Genomic DNA, 15,267 nt, shown 5'->3' on the forward strand with positions numbered 1-15,267 from the left:
AAAGTCTATCCCAACCATGAAAATACTACATGCTAAATTATTATTGGGCAGCATGCTAATTACCCTTTCAATTAACCCCATTGCACTAAATGCCCAAGGCTGCGTAGCTATAAGGCATTTCTCCTCATGTGTAGGTAATAGTTTGGAAAACAATTTACTGGGCAATGGAGATCTTCAAATTGGCATGAATTATAGGTATTTTAAATCTTTTCGGCATTTTAGGGGAACGGAAGAGGAGTCCGATCGAGTAACCAACAATACTGAGGTAATAAATCATTCACATGCGTGGGATTTTTTCCTGACCTATGGCATCTCTGACCGCTTCTATACCAGTATTACCATACCCACGGTAATAAATGCCAGGTCCTCACTTTACGAGCACGGCAGGGAAGAAAGAAACAGTACTTTTTCCAGAGGCTTGGCCGATATACGGGCCGGGGTAGGGTATTGGTTATTGGACCCCATTAAACATTCAGGTGGTAACATGGCCGTTGGCATAGGCATAAAACTACCTACCGGCAACTACAATGCAACAGATATATTTTATAACGTTGGTCCAGAAGGGAGTCCAGAAGTGCGTCCAGTTGACCAATCCATTCAACCTGGGGACGGTGGTTTTGGTCTTACAGTAGATTTCCAGTTTTATAAAAAAATGACTACCGGCCTTTTTGCCTATGGTGGTGGCTTTTACCTATTGAACCCTCGGGAAACCAACGGAATAAGAACGTTTAGGGAAACCTTGAGCCCTCTTTTGGAAAACGAAGCCATCATGGCCGTACCGGACCAATACTCTGTACGTACAGGATTAAGCTATAGTTTGTCCAACGCACTATCTACTTCCTTGGGGGCCCGCTTCGATGCTGTGCCCGTTAAAGACCTAATTGGTGGCAACGAAGGTTTCCGAAGACCTGGTAATGTACTGTCAATTGAGCCGGGCCTTGCCTATTTTCTTCACAATCTAACCCTAAATCTAAATGTACCTTTTGCCGTTCGGCGAGATAGGCCTCAAAGTGTTACGGATAGGCAAACCGAAATAAGCACTGGAACTCCCAGAAATGGGGATGCCGCTTTTGCAGATTATTTAATAAATTTTGGCATCTCCTATCGCTTCACCAAAAGCAAAACCATGGAAATAGACCCTTCATTGATGGATACCTTTAATTAAAAAAAGACTACCAGTCTATGGGGCGGTAATCCTTTAGAAATTTACCACACCAATGTTTACCTGTGTTAATGCCATCTATCAATGGATCCAAGACCCTAGCAGCACCGTCCACAATGTCCAATGGAGGTTGAAAATCATGGATTTCTTCCTTTCTTGTGGACAGCTCTACGGGATCTTCGTCAGTGACCCAACCAGTATCCACAGCATTCATATAAACACCATCCTTTGCAAAATCAAGAGCAGATGTATGCGTCATCATATTCAGTGCAGCCTTGGCCATATTGGTATGGGGATGACGATCCTCCTTGTAAAATCTATGAAATTTCCCTTCCATAGCCGAGACGTTGATAATATGTTTTTTTCCAGTATTCTCCTGCCGCATAAGTTTAGACAAACGGTTACAGAGCACAAAGGGGGCAATGGCGTTCACCAATTGTACCTCTATCATTTCCGGAGTTTCAATCTCCCCTAATTTTAGGCGCCAGCTGTTGGTCTTCCTTAGATCTATTTGCTGCAGATCGGCATCCAATTCCCCTTCGGGAAAAACTTCCTTGGCAGAAAGGGAGCTATCAAAACTGTAGGGAATCTGTGACAATTTCGCAGAGGCCCTAATGCCAATACCAGGTTCCGGTGCATGCCAATTAACAGGTAAGGTATTATTTTGGGTACTCGCGGTACCCTTGGTAAGGTTATTTAATTCCTGTAGGCAAAAATCGTGGTCGGACAATACCTCTCGGGCCCTTGGGGGTAAATCCTGAAAAGGAACTTCCTCGTTTTTCATAAGGTGTTGATAAAATCCTGCCGGTCTTCTAACGGTTTGCGCCGCATTATTGATCAGGATATCCAATCGGTCGTACTGTTGTTCTATAAAATTACAAAAGATCTCAACGCTAGGGATATGTCTTAAATCCAGACCATGTATTTTTAGTCTATGACCCCATTCATGAAAATCTTCTTCCTTGGAGAAGCGCAGCGCAGAATCTACCGGAAACCTCGTGGTAGCTACCACAGTTGCCCCTGCCCTAAGCAATATTAGGGTAATATGATATCCTATTTTTAACCTAGACCCCGTAACTATGGCTACCTGTCCACTAAGATCGGCCGTCTGAAAGCGTTTTGCGTAGTTAAAGTCGCCACATTCCGGGCACATGGCATCATAAAAATGATGTAATTTGGTATATACGGTTTTACAGACATAGCAATTCCTTGGGGATTCCAACTCTAGCTCCTCCAAGGTTTCCCTGACGGGAGCAGCCAATAATTTGGGAGCTACAAACACGGCAGCTTCCCTAGCGCTTCTTATACCTGTTTCCTTACGCGCATGCTTATCGCGCTCTATAATCTTGCGCTTAGCAGCCTTGGCTGCGTCCTTTTTACGCTGTTTAAATTCATTTTTGGCCGGTCTGGACAACTGGCCCGCAGCCTTCAGCAAGGCCACCCGTTTATCTTCCGGAAGTTCAAAAACCTTATGTCCGCTACCTACCAACTTATTAAGTAGAAAAATACACTGATCTATCTCTTCCGAACTTATTGCCTCCCCAACATTCTCCTGCCTGTCTACCAGATTATTACCGCCCATTTTCCAAATATTTTCTGAAAATTAAAAACGTGCAAATGTAAGGTTTAAATTAGATTGCACAAACAGAACCATTTAGCGAAAAAACAAGACCAGTACAAGCTTGTTCTCGCTCGAATAACCTTGTAAAAATACATGAAGGCAGTGGTAGTTTAAATAAACTGCTTTAAAAAATATATCCAAAACTTGGACATAGACCTGAAATGTTTTGAAGGATCTACAACTTTAATCAAAAGGGCCGACCATAATATGCGCCCTATGGGTACCGGGATCCATTAACCATGGCATTCCAGGAGCGTGTGGCTTGTCGGGCAAACCCGTAGATTCCGTGGTTGCAAAGGGTGTATAAATAACGTATCTAAATTTTCCATTTTGCAACTCTCCGGTAGTACTATCATAATCCTCGGATTTTCCATAATAAACATACATCATGCTTGGTTCCTTGGGCATTTTTAATTTTCCAGATGCTACTTCCTTGGCACGGATTTTTTCCCGCTCTTCCCCAGAAAGATCCTTCGCCGATAGTTCCCTACCACGGGCCATGAAAGGTTCAAGTTTTTTGGAATAACATGCCACATTAATCCCATCCTTACTTGGGTTATCACCTATGCAGACCAAATTATTGGTTCCCTTTCTCAAAACTACCAATTCTCCCGAGCTATTATAGCCATAAACCATAGCTCCATCCTTTTTTTCATCAGGAGCGGGCAGAACAGCAGTTTTAATCTGAATTTCATTAAGAGGAACTTCTTTTTTAATTTCCTGCGCCATAAAAGGAAAAGCTGATAATAGCAGCATACCTAAAATTAGTTGTTTCATGTGTATCTATTTTTAGTACCGATTAATTATTGAAAATGAAACCCTACCACAATTATCAAACAACTGGATTGGATTTTATTTATTTTCCTTAAAGATAAAAAATATAGACCTAACCAATTTGAGAAATGATGTAATAATTAACTTCACATATCCTACTTGATTCTTGATTGGATAATCTAAATTTACGGCCTAAACTTAAATCCCATCGAACAATGACGGTTTACGAATTTCTAGACAAACTTAGAAAGACTCCAGAAGAGATAACCTTTGGGGACACCATAGGTATTATTGATGCCTATTATAATTTTTCGCCTTCAAGATTCACCAATGGGGAAGTGATCAATGAAGCGGGTCAAAATTCAGGTTCCTGTAAAGTATTTTCTTTTGCACTACATCACAAATTGAGCAAGGAGGAAACCTTGGCTTGCTTTGGTTCCTATTACCGAAAAGATGTCCTTGAAAATCCAACGGGTACGGACCACCAAAACATTCGCAATTTTATGATCAGTGGCTGGGAAGGTATTTCCTTCGACAATGAGGCCCTTAGCATAAAGTAAGGACAAGCAATACCTTGTTCGGCTCCTTCATGTTCAGTTATAGGGCAACGAAGAATGACCAATTATTTGATCAAGGATGCCGATGCTTTATCCAAAAACAGGACGGTTTCGGGGTGCGTCCTAAGTATTGAAGCCGGACAGCTGGTACTTATATCCCCGTACAGGCTATTATAAACGGCCTGGGCCTTTCTTTCGTCCGGCACCACACAACTAATGGCCTTACAGTTCATTATGGCCGAAATGGTCAATGTAACGGCTTCCTTGGGCACATCGGCAAAAGTTGGAAACCAGCCCTCACCAAGCTGTTGATTTCTGCAAGCTTCATCCAGCTCTACCACCTTCACCAATTTGGGATCTTTAAAATCGGCAACAACGGGATCATTAAAGGCTATATGTCCGTTTTCTCCTATTCCAATACAAGCTATGTCTATTGGATGTGCCTTCAAGGCCTCTTCATAATTTTGGATTTCCAATTGTAAATTTGCTGCATCGCCATTTAGGAAATATATCTTTTTAGGTGCTACCTTATTTAAAATGCGCTCTTTGAGATACTTTCTAAAACTCGCGGGATGCGATTCCGATATGCCTTTGTATTCATCCAAGTGAAATACGGTTATTTTCCCCCAATCGATTTCCTTGGTCTGCAACTCCTCTAAAAATGAAAACTGGGATGCACCAGTAGCCAAGATAAGATTGGCCCTGCCCTTTTTCTCGATTGCATCTTTCAATTTCCTTGTAACATAATCAGCTGCTGCTGCCCCCATTTCCTTTTTTTGCCCATAAATTTTTACGGACAGATTTTCAATTTGAAACGATTTTTCCATTGTTTAATATTATAAAAATTCGGTTATAGCGAACCATGTGGTCAGCAGTGAAAAAAGGATTACCGCTATTAGACCAAGATTGATCTTTGTACTGGCCTTGTTACTCCCCATTAATTTCTGTTTGTTGATCAATATAAACATAGGAATCGCCACTGCCGGAAGGATACAGGCTTGAAAAGCTTGTGAGAATACCATAAGTGCGGGAGGTCTTTCCTCCAAAAAGACTGTTCCAAAGGCAAATACCATGGCGCCAAGTATTAGCATTCTGGAAGACTTGGAATGAATGTTTCTTGGAGTCCCCCTATAATCGGCCAGCAACCAAGGGGCTATAAGCACGATCGGAAAAATAGTGGACAGTCCGGCCCCTGTAATCCCTATAATCAGAACAAAAGCCGCCAATTTACCCCCCAATGGTTCAAAAAGGGATATCATTTCTACGGTATCGTCCAGCTTCATCCCGGAAATATGTAGGGTTCCTGCGGCAACCGCCATGATGATACCGCTCAAGAAAAGCATCATAAAAGCCGATACAAAAGCATCTGTCTTTTCCTTTTTTAGATCATTTATACCCCATCCCTTTTCTGCCACCACCGTACTTCTCATTACAAAAACAGCCGCAGAACAGGTGGTACCCGTAATGGCCGCAATAAGCCCCAACGCACCGGGAGTATCCGGAATACTCGGAACCATACCCGATAGAATATCCATCATATCCGGGCGGACCATAATGAAAACGACCATAAAGGAAAGTCCCATCAGGATCACCAGAACGGTCAAGACTTTTTCAAATGCCTTATAACGTCCGAACCATAAAAAAAATGTGAGTATGGCTACGAAAAAAAGAATAATCCACCCTCTTTGGATTATCTCCCCGTTAAATGCCAAGCGTACCCCTTCCTGTACCAAATCGGCCACTATACCCATTACCCCCATAAGAGCCAATAATTCACCTATAATCAATACCAAAATGATATAGAGCGAAAGTATCCAGCCCCATTTAAACTCCTGTTTAAAATTAAACAGCGCGGTCCTACCTGTCACCAAGGTTACTTTGCCATAGGCAACCATTAAAATGTAAGTAAAAATACAGGAAAGCACTACTGCCCAAAAAAGACCCATACCAAACTCCGCACCGGTCTTGGCCATTGTGGTAACACTACCGGTTCCAATGTTGTAGCCAATAAGAAACAAGCCCGGACCTACCGCGCTAAGTCCCAATAGTATTTTTTTGAATAGTGATTTATTGCCCATATGTTGCTTTTATAGATTTAATTTTCAACCAAGTACCCTAACATTCAACACTGTAGAAACCAATAGGAAGTTAGTCTTTGGAATATACCAACTGTCCGGACACAAAAGTCTTGTGAATTATCACCTTATTATCGTCCAACTCAAAGAGAATAAGATCGGCTTGTTTTCCCTGTCCTATTTCGCCAAGTTCATTAAGGGAAAACATCTTTGCAGGATTGGTGCTTGCCATTTGTATGGCATCATTCAAAGTACATTGGGTATAATCCATAATTACCCCTACACATGCACTTATTGGTGATGCTGCCCCGGCCAGAACATTTTCCTTTGGTAATTTTACCACATTGGGGGTCAGCAATAGTGTACGCTCTCCCCGGGTATACTCTCCGGGAGGAAGACCAGCCAAGTCCAGGGCATCGGAGACCAAAATCGTTTTATCCGGTCCTTTTACCTTATAAAAACTTCGTACCTCTTCCTTGGTCAAATGAAATCCATCTGCTATAATGCTAGGCGTAATCCTATCATCGGCCAACTGTGGCCAAAGCGGATTATGGTGCCTATTAATCTCGTTGGCACATCCGTTACCGAGGTGGGTAGCCATTTTTGCCCCGGCATCTATGGCACGTTCTATATCCTCCGCACTGCCATTGTGATGTCCGAGCGCCACAATAATACCATTGGCAACGCAATTACGGATAAAGGGTATGGCCCCTTCCAATTCAGGTGCCAGGGTTATTAATTTTATACCATTGTTGGCTGCCTTTTGCAACTCCTGAAATTCCTCCCAATCCGGATTTTTGATGTATTTCTCCAAATGCGCACCCCTATAGCCGGGTAGCGGTGATATATATGGGCCTTCCAAATGGAATCCTGGAATTGAACCTCCTATTTCCGGATCTTTTTGTGCTTCGGCCAGAATGGCAAAATTCCTTTTCATTCTTTTGAAATCACTGGTAATAATGGTCGGAAAATAAGTAGTTACACCAGCTTTCCATAAGGCCTTTGTAGCTTTCCTCACCCCTTCCATCGTAAGATCGGGACCGGAAAAATCTACTCCCATATAGCCGTTGATCTGGACATCTATTAAACCGGGAGCTACATATATTTTTGAATCCCTATCACCTTTCGACAATCTGTTTATTCCCGAAATTTTTCCGTTTTTAGTCGAAATGTTGACCCATCCCTCATCGGAATACAAAATGCCCTCCATACCGCTTTTATCCATAGACTGTGATATTCCCATGATGTAAAAAAAGAATAGTGCTATAACTAATGTATATTTAATTATCATAACAATTTGTTGAATTTATAATTTCCAGATCCTTATCAATGTTATCGGAAACTAACTTCCCGATTTAATCTTGCGAATCTTAATATTCCTAAACCAGGCATCGTCCTTATGGTTTTGTAAGACGATATGACCCGTTCTTTTTTCCAAAAACCCCGGATAATCCACATACTTGCTTTTTTGGTAAAGTGAATCCAAATACCGGGAACCGAATTCATATTCAACTACCTTCTTCCCATTAAGCCAATGTTCTACATTCTTATCATTGACCACAATACGGCTGGAATTGTACATCCCGGCCGGCCTAACATCGGCATTGTCAGCGGCAATCATATCATAAAGACTCCCTGTGTACTGGGAAGGCTTTAGTTTGCCCGCATAAAGGGTGTCGGAATCATCCAATAATTGGTATTCAAATCCCAGGGCGGAATATTGGGAACCGTACTTCTGGGACATTTCCTCGGACACATTATACTTAAGGCCAGTGTTGCCCGCCTTTAATATCTTCCATTCAAAATACAATTCATAATTATCAAAAGTATCCACCGTCATTAGATCGCCCCCTTCCAAGGGTTGCCCATCCGGCATGGAAGGCACTTCTCCACTATTCAGTTTACGTATGGCCCCATCCTCAATTTTCCATAGTTGGGTCTGAACATCCTTTCTACCCAAACCACGCCAACCATTAAACGACTTTCCATCAAAAAGCAGTTCCCAGCCCTGCTCCTTCTCCAATTCAGTAAGGCTATTTTGCAGTAATTCCGGCCCCTTCATTGCTTCCTGTGGCTTTTGCCCATTGTTTCTGCAGCCTATCAATACCAATCCTATTATTAAGGCAAGAGCCAAGAAACAGTTTATTAAATGCTTTTTGCTCCTCTTCATTATGCTATAACGGATTCCCAATTACCAGAAATAATGGATTTTTGAATTGCTTCCAACACGGCTATACCATGAATAATGCTCTCGTGGCTTCGCGGTTCCTTTCCGGTGCTGAACATGTTTACCATATCTACATAATTTTTGTCCGGCTCAATAGTCTTCACTCTAGACTTCAATTCTACCACGCCTTCATCTGTCTCTACAAAGGTCTGCCAGCCATACTTTTTGGTAGTAATGACCAAAGTGGCCATCCTTCCATTTTCAAATATTAGACTAGCACTACTATTCAAATTCTCCTTTTCGTTTTTATTGAACTTGGCCGAAATAATTTTTTCATCAAAAAGATAGATAAGAGGTTCTACCATATGCACGCCATAAAAGAAAAAGCCTCCATAAATGGAATTGATATCGGCCTTGCCGTAACAGGTTACTTGATTTATATCCTTTTTTTCCGCCAATTGCCTCCTCATATCTTCGGTGGCATAGCTATGGGCTATTGAACTGTAGGATGTGACCGGAGTACCCACCGCCCTTGCCATTTCAAGGAATATTTTCGCGGCCTGACTGCTATAACAAAATGGTTTATCTATAAATGTGGGTATCCCAGCTTTTACAAACGGCAAGGCCGCATCCAAGTGAAGATCGCCATGTCTATGGTCTACGATCAATGCATCTATCTTACCCATCATTTCCAAGGGGTCTTTTACAGTATTGGGAATGGCCCCCTCTGTTTTGGCCTGTTGTGCAAATTCTTCCTTTTCACCCCATACATACTTAACCTCCCATCCCGGAAATTTTTTATCCAAATTGAACATCTTCCCAAAACCTCTGGTATGCGAATTCTCGGCACCAATGATACCGATAATCTTGTTTTTCACTACCGTGGCTTTTCCCAATTTTATCTGGGAAAACAATGTTGACGGCAAGGACAGGGCCAAGGTTGAAAATGCAGCCCCTTTTCCAATTTTTTCTAAAAATGATCTTCTGTTTGCCATATATTTTTTTTTACAATTTCATTTCCCAACCGTTTTCATAAGCTCGACTCCATAATTTCTGGGCATCGCTATCCTGCAAAATATGACCATTATTGGGATCTATATTCAAAGACCTGCCCGTGCGCTGGGCAATATTCCCCAATTGCACCAACAAGGTACTTTTGTGACCAGAGTCTATATCCGCATTGAGGCTTGTACCGTTCTGGATGGCACTGAACATATTCTGTATGTGCAAGGCATCCAAAAGTTCTGCTGGATTGGAATTATTTCTGGGGTCTATTTCCTGAGTATTTTTGACCTCTTTAACCAAATTGCCCTCCAAATCGAAAATGCTATAGCTATTGCCCCCAGGGATAAGCATACTGCCATTTTCCCCATAGAACATAACTCCTACCGAACTCCCTTCTATAGGTTTGCCATTGCAACTCCTACCCTCCCAGGACATGGACAATCCTTCGGCAAAATCCAAATTGATCACCTGTGTATCCGGGGTCTCCCAATCGTCCTGATACCTATACCTACCGCCGTTTGAACCCACTTTAATGGGATAGTCCACCTGCATGCCCCAGCGCAATAAATCTATCATATGGGTACCATTATTAAGGGCTTCCCCTGTACCCCAATGCCACAACCAATGCCAATTGTAATGTACAATATTGTCCTTGTACTTCATTCTTGGTGCCGGACCTTGCCAAAGATCCCAATCCAACCATTTGGGCACCTCAACTTCCTTCCCTATACCTATGGACGTACGATTGTTGGTATACCATCCTTTACCAAAATATACCCTCCCTATGGCACCGGCCTTCAGGGCATTTATTCCTTCAACCACATTGGGCCAAGAGCGACGCTGGTTCCCCATTTGTATAACCTTCCCATATTTTTTAGCCGCCCGCACCAAAATTTCCCCTTCATTGGGGTTGTGGCTACATGGCTTTTCCACATACACGTGTTTTCCTGCTTCCATGGCCAAGAGCGATGCTGGTGCATGCCAATGATCGGGTGCAGCTATCACCATGGCATCCACATCCTTGCTTTCCAAAGACTTGCGGAAATCGGTATAAGATTTTGGCACCCTGCCTTGACGCTCTTTTACGACAGACAGACAATTCGCTATTGCCCTACTATCCACATCGCAAACATGGATGACCTCAGCATTATTTTGACTTGCAAAATTTTGGGCCAAGGCCTTTCCCCTACTATTCACCCCCATCATGGATACATTGATACGATTATTGGCACCTAGAATACGGGCATAACTTTTGGCACTAAATTGGGGAAGGATTCCGGCCGCCGCTATAAAGGCCGAACTGGCCGCGGTTTTTTTAATAAAACTTCTTCTTGAACTTGAACTTGAATTTGATTTCATGCTATCCAGGTTTGATCGTTATTAACTTTATTTATTTTTAGGTCATTAAAATGGGGCTAATAAAGGCCCGAAAACTCCATCCCCAAGGCATTGATCTCTTCATCGGAGATTTCTCCCGAGCACACCAGCGTACGAAAAGCAAAACGTACGGAATCTCCTTTTTTCAAACTTAAGTCCATAGTTTCCTTTCCTTCCGAAAATACATTTTGACCCAATGGGTTTACAGCAAAAAGTCCATAGCCCCTAGCATGCCAATAGGCCGGATAACCAGGATTCTTTTTATGGTCTATAATTACCACCGCAACCTTTCCTTTCTTATATTTGCCAAAAAGTTTCATCCATTTGGCCCGGGTGCCCCAAACATCTTCCCCTTTAATACCTTCACTACTCAAATAGTCTCCAGAAACCACATCATTATTTATGACTTTGATGGTCTCCGGGTTTCCATGTGCATCCGTTAATGTCAAGGGATTATCTGAAGGTAATTCCAATTCTCTACTTACCCTAATGGCAAACATTCCCTCTTTGGTATCCTTGAACAAAATATCCTCTTGGGCGTTTAAGGTACTTATCCAATCTATGACCCTTACCTTGCCCTTGTCCATAAAGTGAAGTTCTATATCTTCCTTTATCTGCGTACGTCCCTGAGCTTCCCAGTTGGTTTGTACCCGTATGGTTCCTTGGGTACCATCGGCATCGGCTTGGACAACCTCTTGATGCCTGATAACGCCACTGAATGGCTTACGATCTTCAGGGGTAGCCTCAGAATGTCCCCAGTAATCAATACCGTTGACATCTCCATAATTCATCCACATGCCTATGTGATGGGGGTGATCAGCACGCTCACCGGCAACTGCCTTCAATGGGTATTTACGTGTAATTTCCGTACCTTCAGATGTCACTATAGGCCATAAACAGGGTTTCATAATATTATCGGGGTAGATATAAGAAGTAAACAATTCATCCCCGAAGAAGATATCCACTTTTTGTTCAGTCACTTTATTTTCTACCCTAATGCCAGTCTTTTCCAATTCCTGTGATGGAATTACATCATTCTTTTTAGACTTGCTTTCGCCACAAGAACCAAAAAAGACCAATAACAATAAGCAACCAAGTACTCTTATTCCCATAATATATATTTCTAGTTTAAAGAAAGCCCTTGCATTTACCAAGTTATGGCTATTGCATAAGACCTTTATTGAAAATTAATATAATAATCTACGTTTTCCTTAATAATTATATCCAAAGGCACATACTGCACAGCGGTCGGTGATTTTTTATAAACAAAAAAATCGAACAAGGTCTTTACCGCGGTTACTCCTTGAAATACTGGTCTTTGGGAAATAATATAATCGATATTTCCATTTTTCAACTCGGTCACATTTCCCGGAACTATATCAAACCCTACCACCTTTATATCCAATTCGTGCAAAGCGTGATACTTGGAAATTAAATGCGCCCTGGAATTGGTAACGAATACTCCCTTTGTACCCGGGTTTTTAATATAATAGGTTGTCAGCTCCCTGTTTACTTCGGTCTCGGCCGTTGAGGGTATTGTAATGGAATTTACACTCCTTTTCGTCCGTAATCCATGTTCCTTGAAATAATCCCGAAAGCCATTTTCCACAAGGGCAGTGTGGGCACTATTTTCGAATCCCTTAACCATGTTTACAATAAGTATATCATCTGAAGGTTCCAGAAGGGAATTCAATAATTTCCCGGCTATATAACCGCTACCTTCCAGATCAGGGCCTATGTAACTGAGATTTTTCTTGTTTTTGATATTGGCATCTATAAAGACATAAGGAATATCCCTTTCTTCCAACTTCGCTATAAATTCTAGACTTTCCTTTTCAAATAAGGGTGCCAAGATTACGCCACTAGGATTCTTCCCAAGGATGGCATCTGCACTTTTAACAAAACTGGATTCGTCAAACAAACTGTACTCATAAGTATGAAGCTCCATTCCAAAATCCCTGTATACTTCCACCCCCTGGTCTACCCCTATTTTCGGTAACGCCCAATAACTATGTACATTGGTAGCTTCTGGAAACAGGCTACAAACCTTAAACTGTCTTCCCAAGGCCAATGTTCTTGCCAGGAGATTGGGATTAAAATCCAACTTCTCTATGGCCTCTTCTACTTTTTTCCTTTTGGCAAGTGACACCTTCCCCCTATTGTGCAGAACCCGGTCAATGGTCCCTATGGAAACATTGGCATAGTTTGCCAAATCCTGAATGGTGGTCTTTTTATTCTTTGCCATCTAAAATATACTTATATAATTGTATGACCTCTAATGAATTAAAAAAGTGTGTAGGCACACAAATATAAAAATTATCATGACATACGAGCCATTTTTTATAAAAATTACAGCTTAATATAGGTAAATTTCAACAAAAATGTGTAAGCACACACCTAATTGCCAAAACCCGAAATACCGTTTTAGAATGCCTAAATCAACAACTTTGACCTCGTGAAATATATGCTAAAGAAAAACCAGAATGTATGTTGGCCTACAACGACTTTCTTATGGCGATAAACAAAAAAATAAATAATGAGTACATTATAAAAAAGGGTATTATGTAGTCTGCCCAGCCCAAAACCAGCATCACACTTATTATTAAGAGCTGAAACCCAAGACCAAAGGTAGATACGGCCGTCATAAGCCAATTAGGCAGATGCCTTCCATTGGCAGCTTCACCATCCAACTTATAAATTATTCGGTCAAAACTACCATAAAGTACCCTGTACCACCAAAACAGAACATTCACATTGCGCTGATGTTCCCCTACCATTGCCACCGGAGTCCCAGATTCAAAAATTCGGCTTGTAACATCACCTTGAAACTTATTTCTCAAGATTACGTAATAATAATTATATAGGGTACCCTGAAGCTGCAGTCCCAAGAACGCCAATACCGTATAACCAATACCTACCCTGGTTATACGCCATAGGACCAAAAATATAAGGATATTCAACACAAAATCAGAAAGGGAATCAAAATACCTGCCAGTGTAGGAGGGCGTATCCTTGATCCGAGCCAATTCACCATCGGCGGCATCCAAGATAGATTTTAAAATAAAAAAAAAGGCAGCGTACCAATTATAGCCATAATACATGCAAGCCACTGCTATAACACCCGAACAAAGGAATCCAAAAGTAACCTGAATAGGCGTAATGGTGGTTTTCTTTAGTCCGTTCGCAATAATCCTGGCAATTGGTCTTCCATAGTCAGAAAGGTCTAAAAATTTATGATCTTCCGGTAATTTAGACATTCTCAGCTTTTTTTATGGAGCATTTTTAATGACTTAGCTACCTAAATTAAAACAGCACACTTATTTATTCTTATTAAATATACGATTAAATAAGATGCGATTTCTTTAGGCTTCCGTAAAACAAGGGAATGGCCCTAATAATTATGAGAGAAAATTACACTGTAATTATAGACATGGCAACCAGCAAAAGTAAAACTCCGCCATCTACCCTTCCAAAATCTCAATTTGCCGTATGATGTCTTTTTCGGTAATAGGATAGGGAACGCCTTCAATAATGGATTTGTAAACATCTTCGAACAAATTAATATAAGAGGATTTTGCCGATTCTATTTCTTCCGTATGCCTTTCACCGTTCTCGGAAATGGTAGTGAGTACACCATTTCTATTGGCATCCTCTATACCAAACAAAGGGTTTCCCGGACTCATTCCCGCCAGAAGCTGCTGCTCCTGAATGTCCGTTCGCTGTTTCACAAATGTACCCTTGGTTCCGTTTAGAACAAAAGCGGCTTGCGGTTGCACCACCAACATGCTCATTGTTAAAAACACCTGCACGCCCTTTGGATACACTAAATGTAAATGCACATAATCATCCACCTGGGTATTGGGCCTAAATTGCCCAGTGTACTTGCTCCATTGCAAGGGGTATCCAAATAATGCAAAAGTGGCGTCCAATAAATGTGGGGCCAGATCATACATGAGACCACTACCAGGCACTGGGGTTTCCTTGGCAATCTTAGGACCTATATGATGTCGGTACCGATCGTACCGCATATGGGCCTCTACCAAGGATCCAAGCTTACCGGACTCCAATACACTTTTAACGGAAAGAAAATCACTGTCATACCTTCTATTCTGATATGGCAGAATACTACGATCAACCCTTTTTGCCTCTGCAAAAAGTTCCTTGGCCTCAGCACTGCTAACACAAAATGGCTTTTCTACCAAAACGTGCTTCTTTGCCCGGAGCGCCTTTAGCGCAAATTCGAAATGCGTATAATTGGGGGTATTTACCACTACCAGCTCAATGTCCTTATCAGCTATAAGGTCATCAACACTGTCATAACTTGTTATATTGGGATACGCCCTAGATGCTATTTTTTTACTCCTCTCAACCACTGCGGTTAATTGGAACCCAGGATGTTCATTCAAAAATGGAGCATGAAACAAGGTGCCCGACATTCCGAATGAAAGAATACCCGTATTTATCATCTTTTTAGACATAATTTAAGTTACTTTCATTAAAAACATGGGCATTCCCCTTACCCAGAAACA

Annotated in this window: 14 protein-coding genes; 2 read left to right on the plus strand and 12 right to left on the minus strand. The window is 41.6% G+C overall.

Features of this window, described 5'->3' with window-relative positions; genetic code table 11:
• The first annotated feature begins 16 nt into the window (after positions 1–16).
• The gene (locus BUA60_RS15885) at positions 17–1,165 is read left to right on the plus strand and encodes a protein involved in meta-pathway of phenol degradation (protein ID WP_072863381.1); all 1,149 of its coding nucleotides are present in this window, start codon (positions 17–19) and stop codon (positions 1,163–1,165) included.
• A gap of 7 nt (positions 1,166–1,172) precedes the next feature.
• Here the strand turns inward: BUA60_RS15885 and BUA60_RS15890 are convergent, their stop codons facing one another.
• Entirely contained in the window at positions 1,173–2,744 is a 1,572-nt protein-coding gene (locus tag BUA60_RS15890; RefSeq protein WP_072863383.1) for an SDR family NAD(P)-dependent oxidoreductase, read from the minus strand.
• Between the two features lie 222 nt (positions 2,745–2,966).
• Positions 2,967–3,560, minus strand: a complete 594-nt coding sequence (locus BUA60_RS15895; RefSeq protein WP_072863384.1) for a type 1 periplasmic-binding domain-containing protein — start codon at positions 3,558–3,560, stop codon at positions 2,967–2,969.
• Between the two features lie 212 nt (positions 3,561–3,772).
• Between BUA60_RS15895 and BUA60_RS15900 the strand changes: the two genes are divergently transcribed.
• Positions 3,773–4,117, plus strand: a complete 345-nt coding sequence (locus tag BUA60_RS15900) for a HopJ type III effector protein (RefSeq protein WP_072863386.1) — start codon at positions 3,773–3,775, stop codon at positions 4,115–4,117.
• Between the two features lie 62 nt (positions 4,118–4,179).
• Here BUA60_RS15900 and BUA60_RS15905 read toward each other — a convergent pair whose 3' ends face one another.
• From BUA60_RS15905 to BUA60_RS15950, 10 genes are all read right to left on the minus strand, one after another.
• Positions 4,180–4,941: a glucosamine-6-phosphate deaminase gene (locus BUA60_RS15905; protein WP_072863387.1), complete on the minus strand. Its 762-nt coding sequence runs from the start codon at positions 4,939–4,941 to the stop codon at positions 4,180–4,182.
• A 9-nt stretch (positions 4,942–4,950) separates the two neighbouring features.
• Positions 4,951–6,192 (minus strand): Nramp family divalent metal transporter, encoded by a 1,242-nt coding sequence (locus BUA60_RS15910; protein ID WP_072863389.1) that lies wholly within the window; start codon positions 6,190–6,192, stop codon positions 4,951–4,953.
• A 70-nt stretch (positions 6,193–6,262) separates the two neighbouring features.
• Entirely contained in the window at positions 6,263–7,432 is a 1,170-nt protein-coding gene (locus BUA60_RS15915) for an N-acetylglucosamine-6-phosphate deacetylase (protein WP_178347012.1), read from the minus strand.
• Positions 7,433–7,531: 99 nt separating this feature from the next.
• Positions 7,532–8,359 (minus strand): 3-keto-disaccharide hydrolase, encoded by an 828-nt coding sequence (locus tag BUA60_RS15920; RefSeq protein ID WP_072863392.1) that lies wholly within the window; start codon positions 8,357–8,359, stop codon positions 7,532–7,534.
• On the minus strand, positions 8,359–9,351 hold the full coding sequence (locus BUA60_RS15925) for a Gfo/Idh/MocA family protein (protein ID WP_072863394.1): 993 nt from the start codon (positions 9,349–9,351) through the stop codon (positions 8,359–8,361). Before BUA60_RS15925 ends, BUA60_RS15920 begins: the two co-directional genes overlap by 1 nt.
• A gap of 10 nt (positions 9,352–9,361) precedes the next feature.
• Complete coding sequence (locus BUA60_RS15930; RefSeq protein ID WP_178347013.1) at positions 9,362–10,720, minus strand: Gfo/Idh/MocA family protein; 1,359 nt, start codon at positions 10,718–10,720, stop codon at positions 9,362–9,364.
• A gap of 56 nt (positions 10,721–10,776) precedes the next feature.
• Positions 10,777–11,850, minus strand: coding sequence for a DUF6807 domain-containing protein (locus BUA60_RS15935; RefSeq protein ID WP_143153210.1), 1,074 nt, complete (start codon positions 11,848–11,850; stop codon positions 10,777–10,779).
• 65 nt (positions 11,851–11,915) lie between these two features.
• On the minus strand, positions 11,916–12,983 hold the full coding sequence (locus BUA60_RS15940) for a LacI family DNA-binding transcriptional regulator (protein ID WP_072863398.1): 1,068 nt from the start codon (positions 12,981–12,983) through the stop codon (positions 11,916–11,918).
• 250 nt (positions 12,984–13,233) lie between these two features.
• Entirely contained in the window at positions 13,234–13,995 is a 762-nt protein-coding gene (locus tag BUA60_RS15945; RefSeq protein WP_072863400.1) for a CDP-alcohol phosphatidyltransferase family protein, read from the minus strand.
• Between the two features lie 204 nt (positions 13,996–14,199).
• Positions 14,200–15,216, minus strand: a complete 1,017-nt coding sequence (locus BUA60_RS15950) for a Gfo/Idh/MocA family oxidoreductase (RefSeq protein WP_072863402.1) — start codon at positions 15,214–15,216, stop codon at positions 14,200–14,202.
• Positions 15,217–15,267: the final 51 nt, after the last annotated feature.

It is taken from the genome of Arenibacter palladensis (assembly GCF_900129275.1).
Classification (GTDB): domain Bacteria; phylum Bacteroidota; class Bacteroidia; order Flavobacteriales; family Flavobacteriaceae; genus Arenibacter; species Arenibacter palladensis.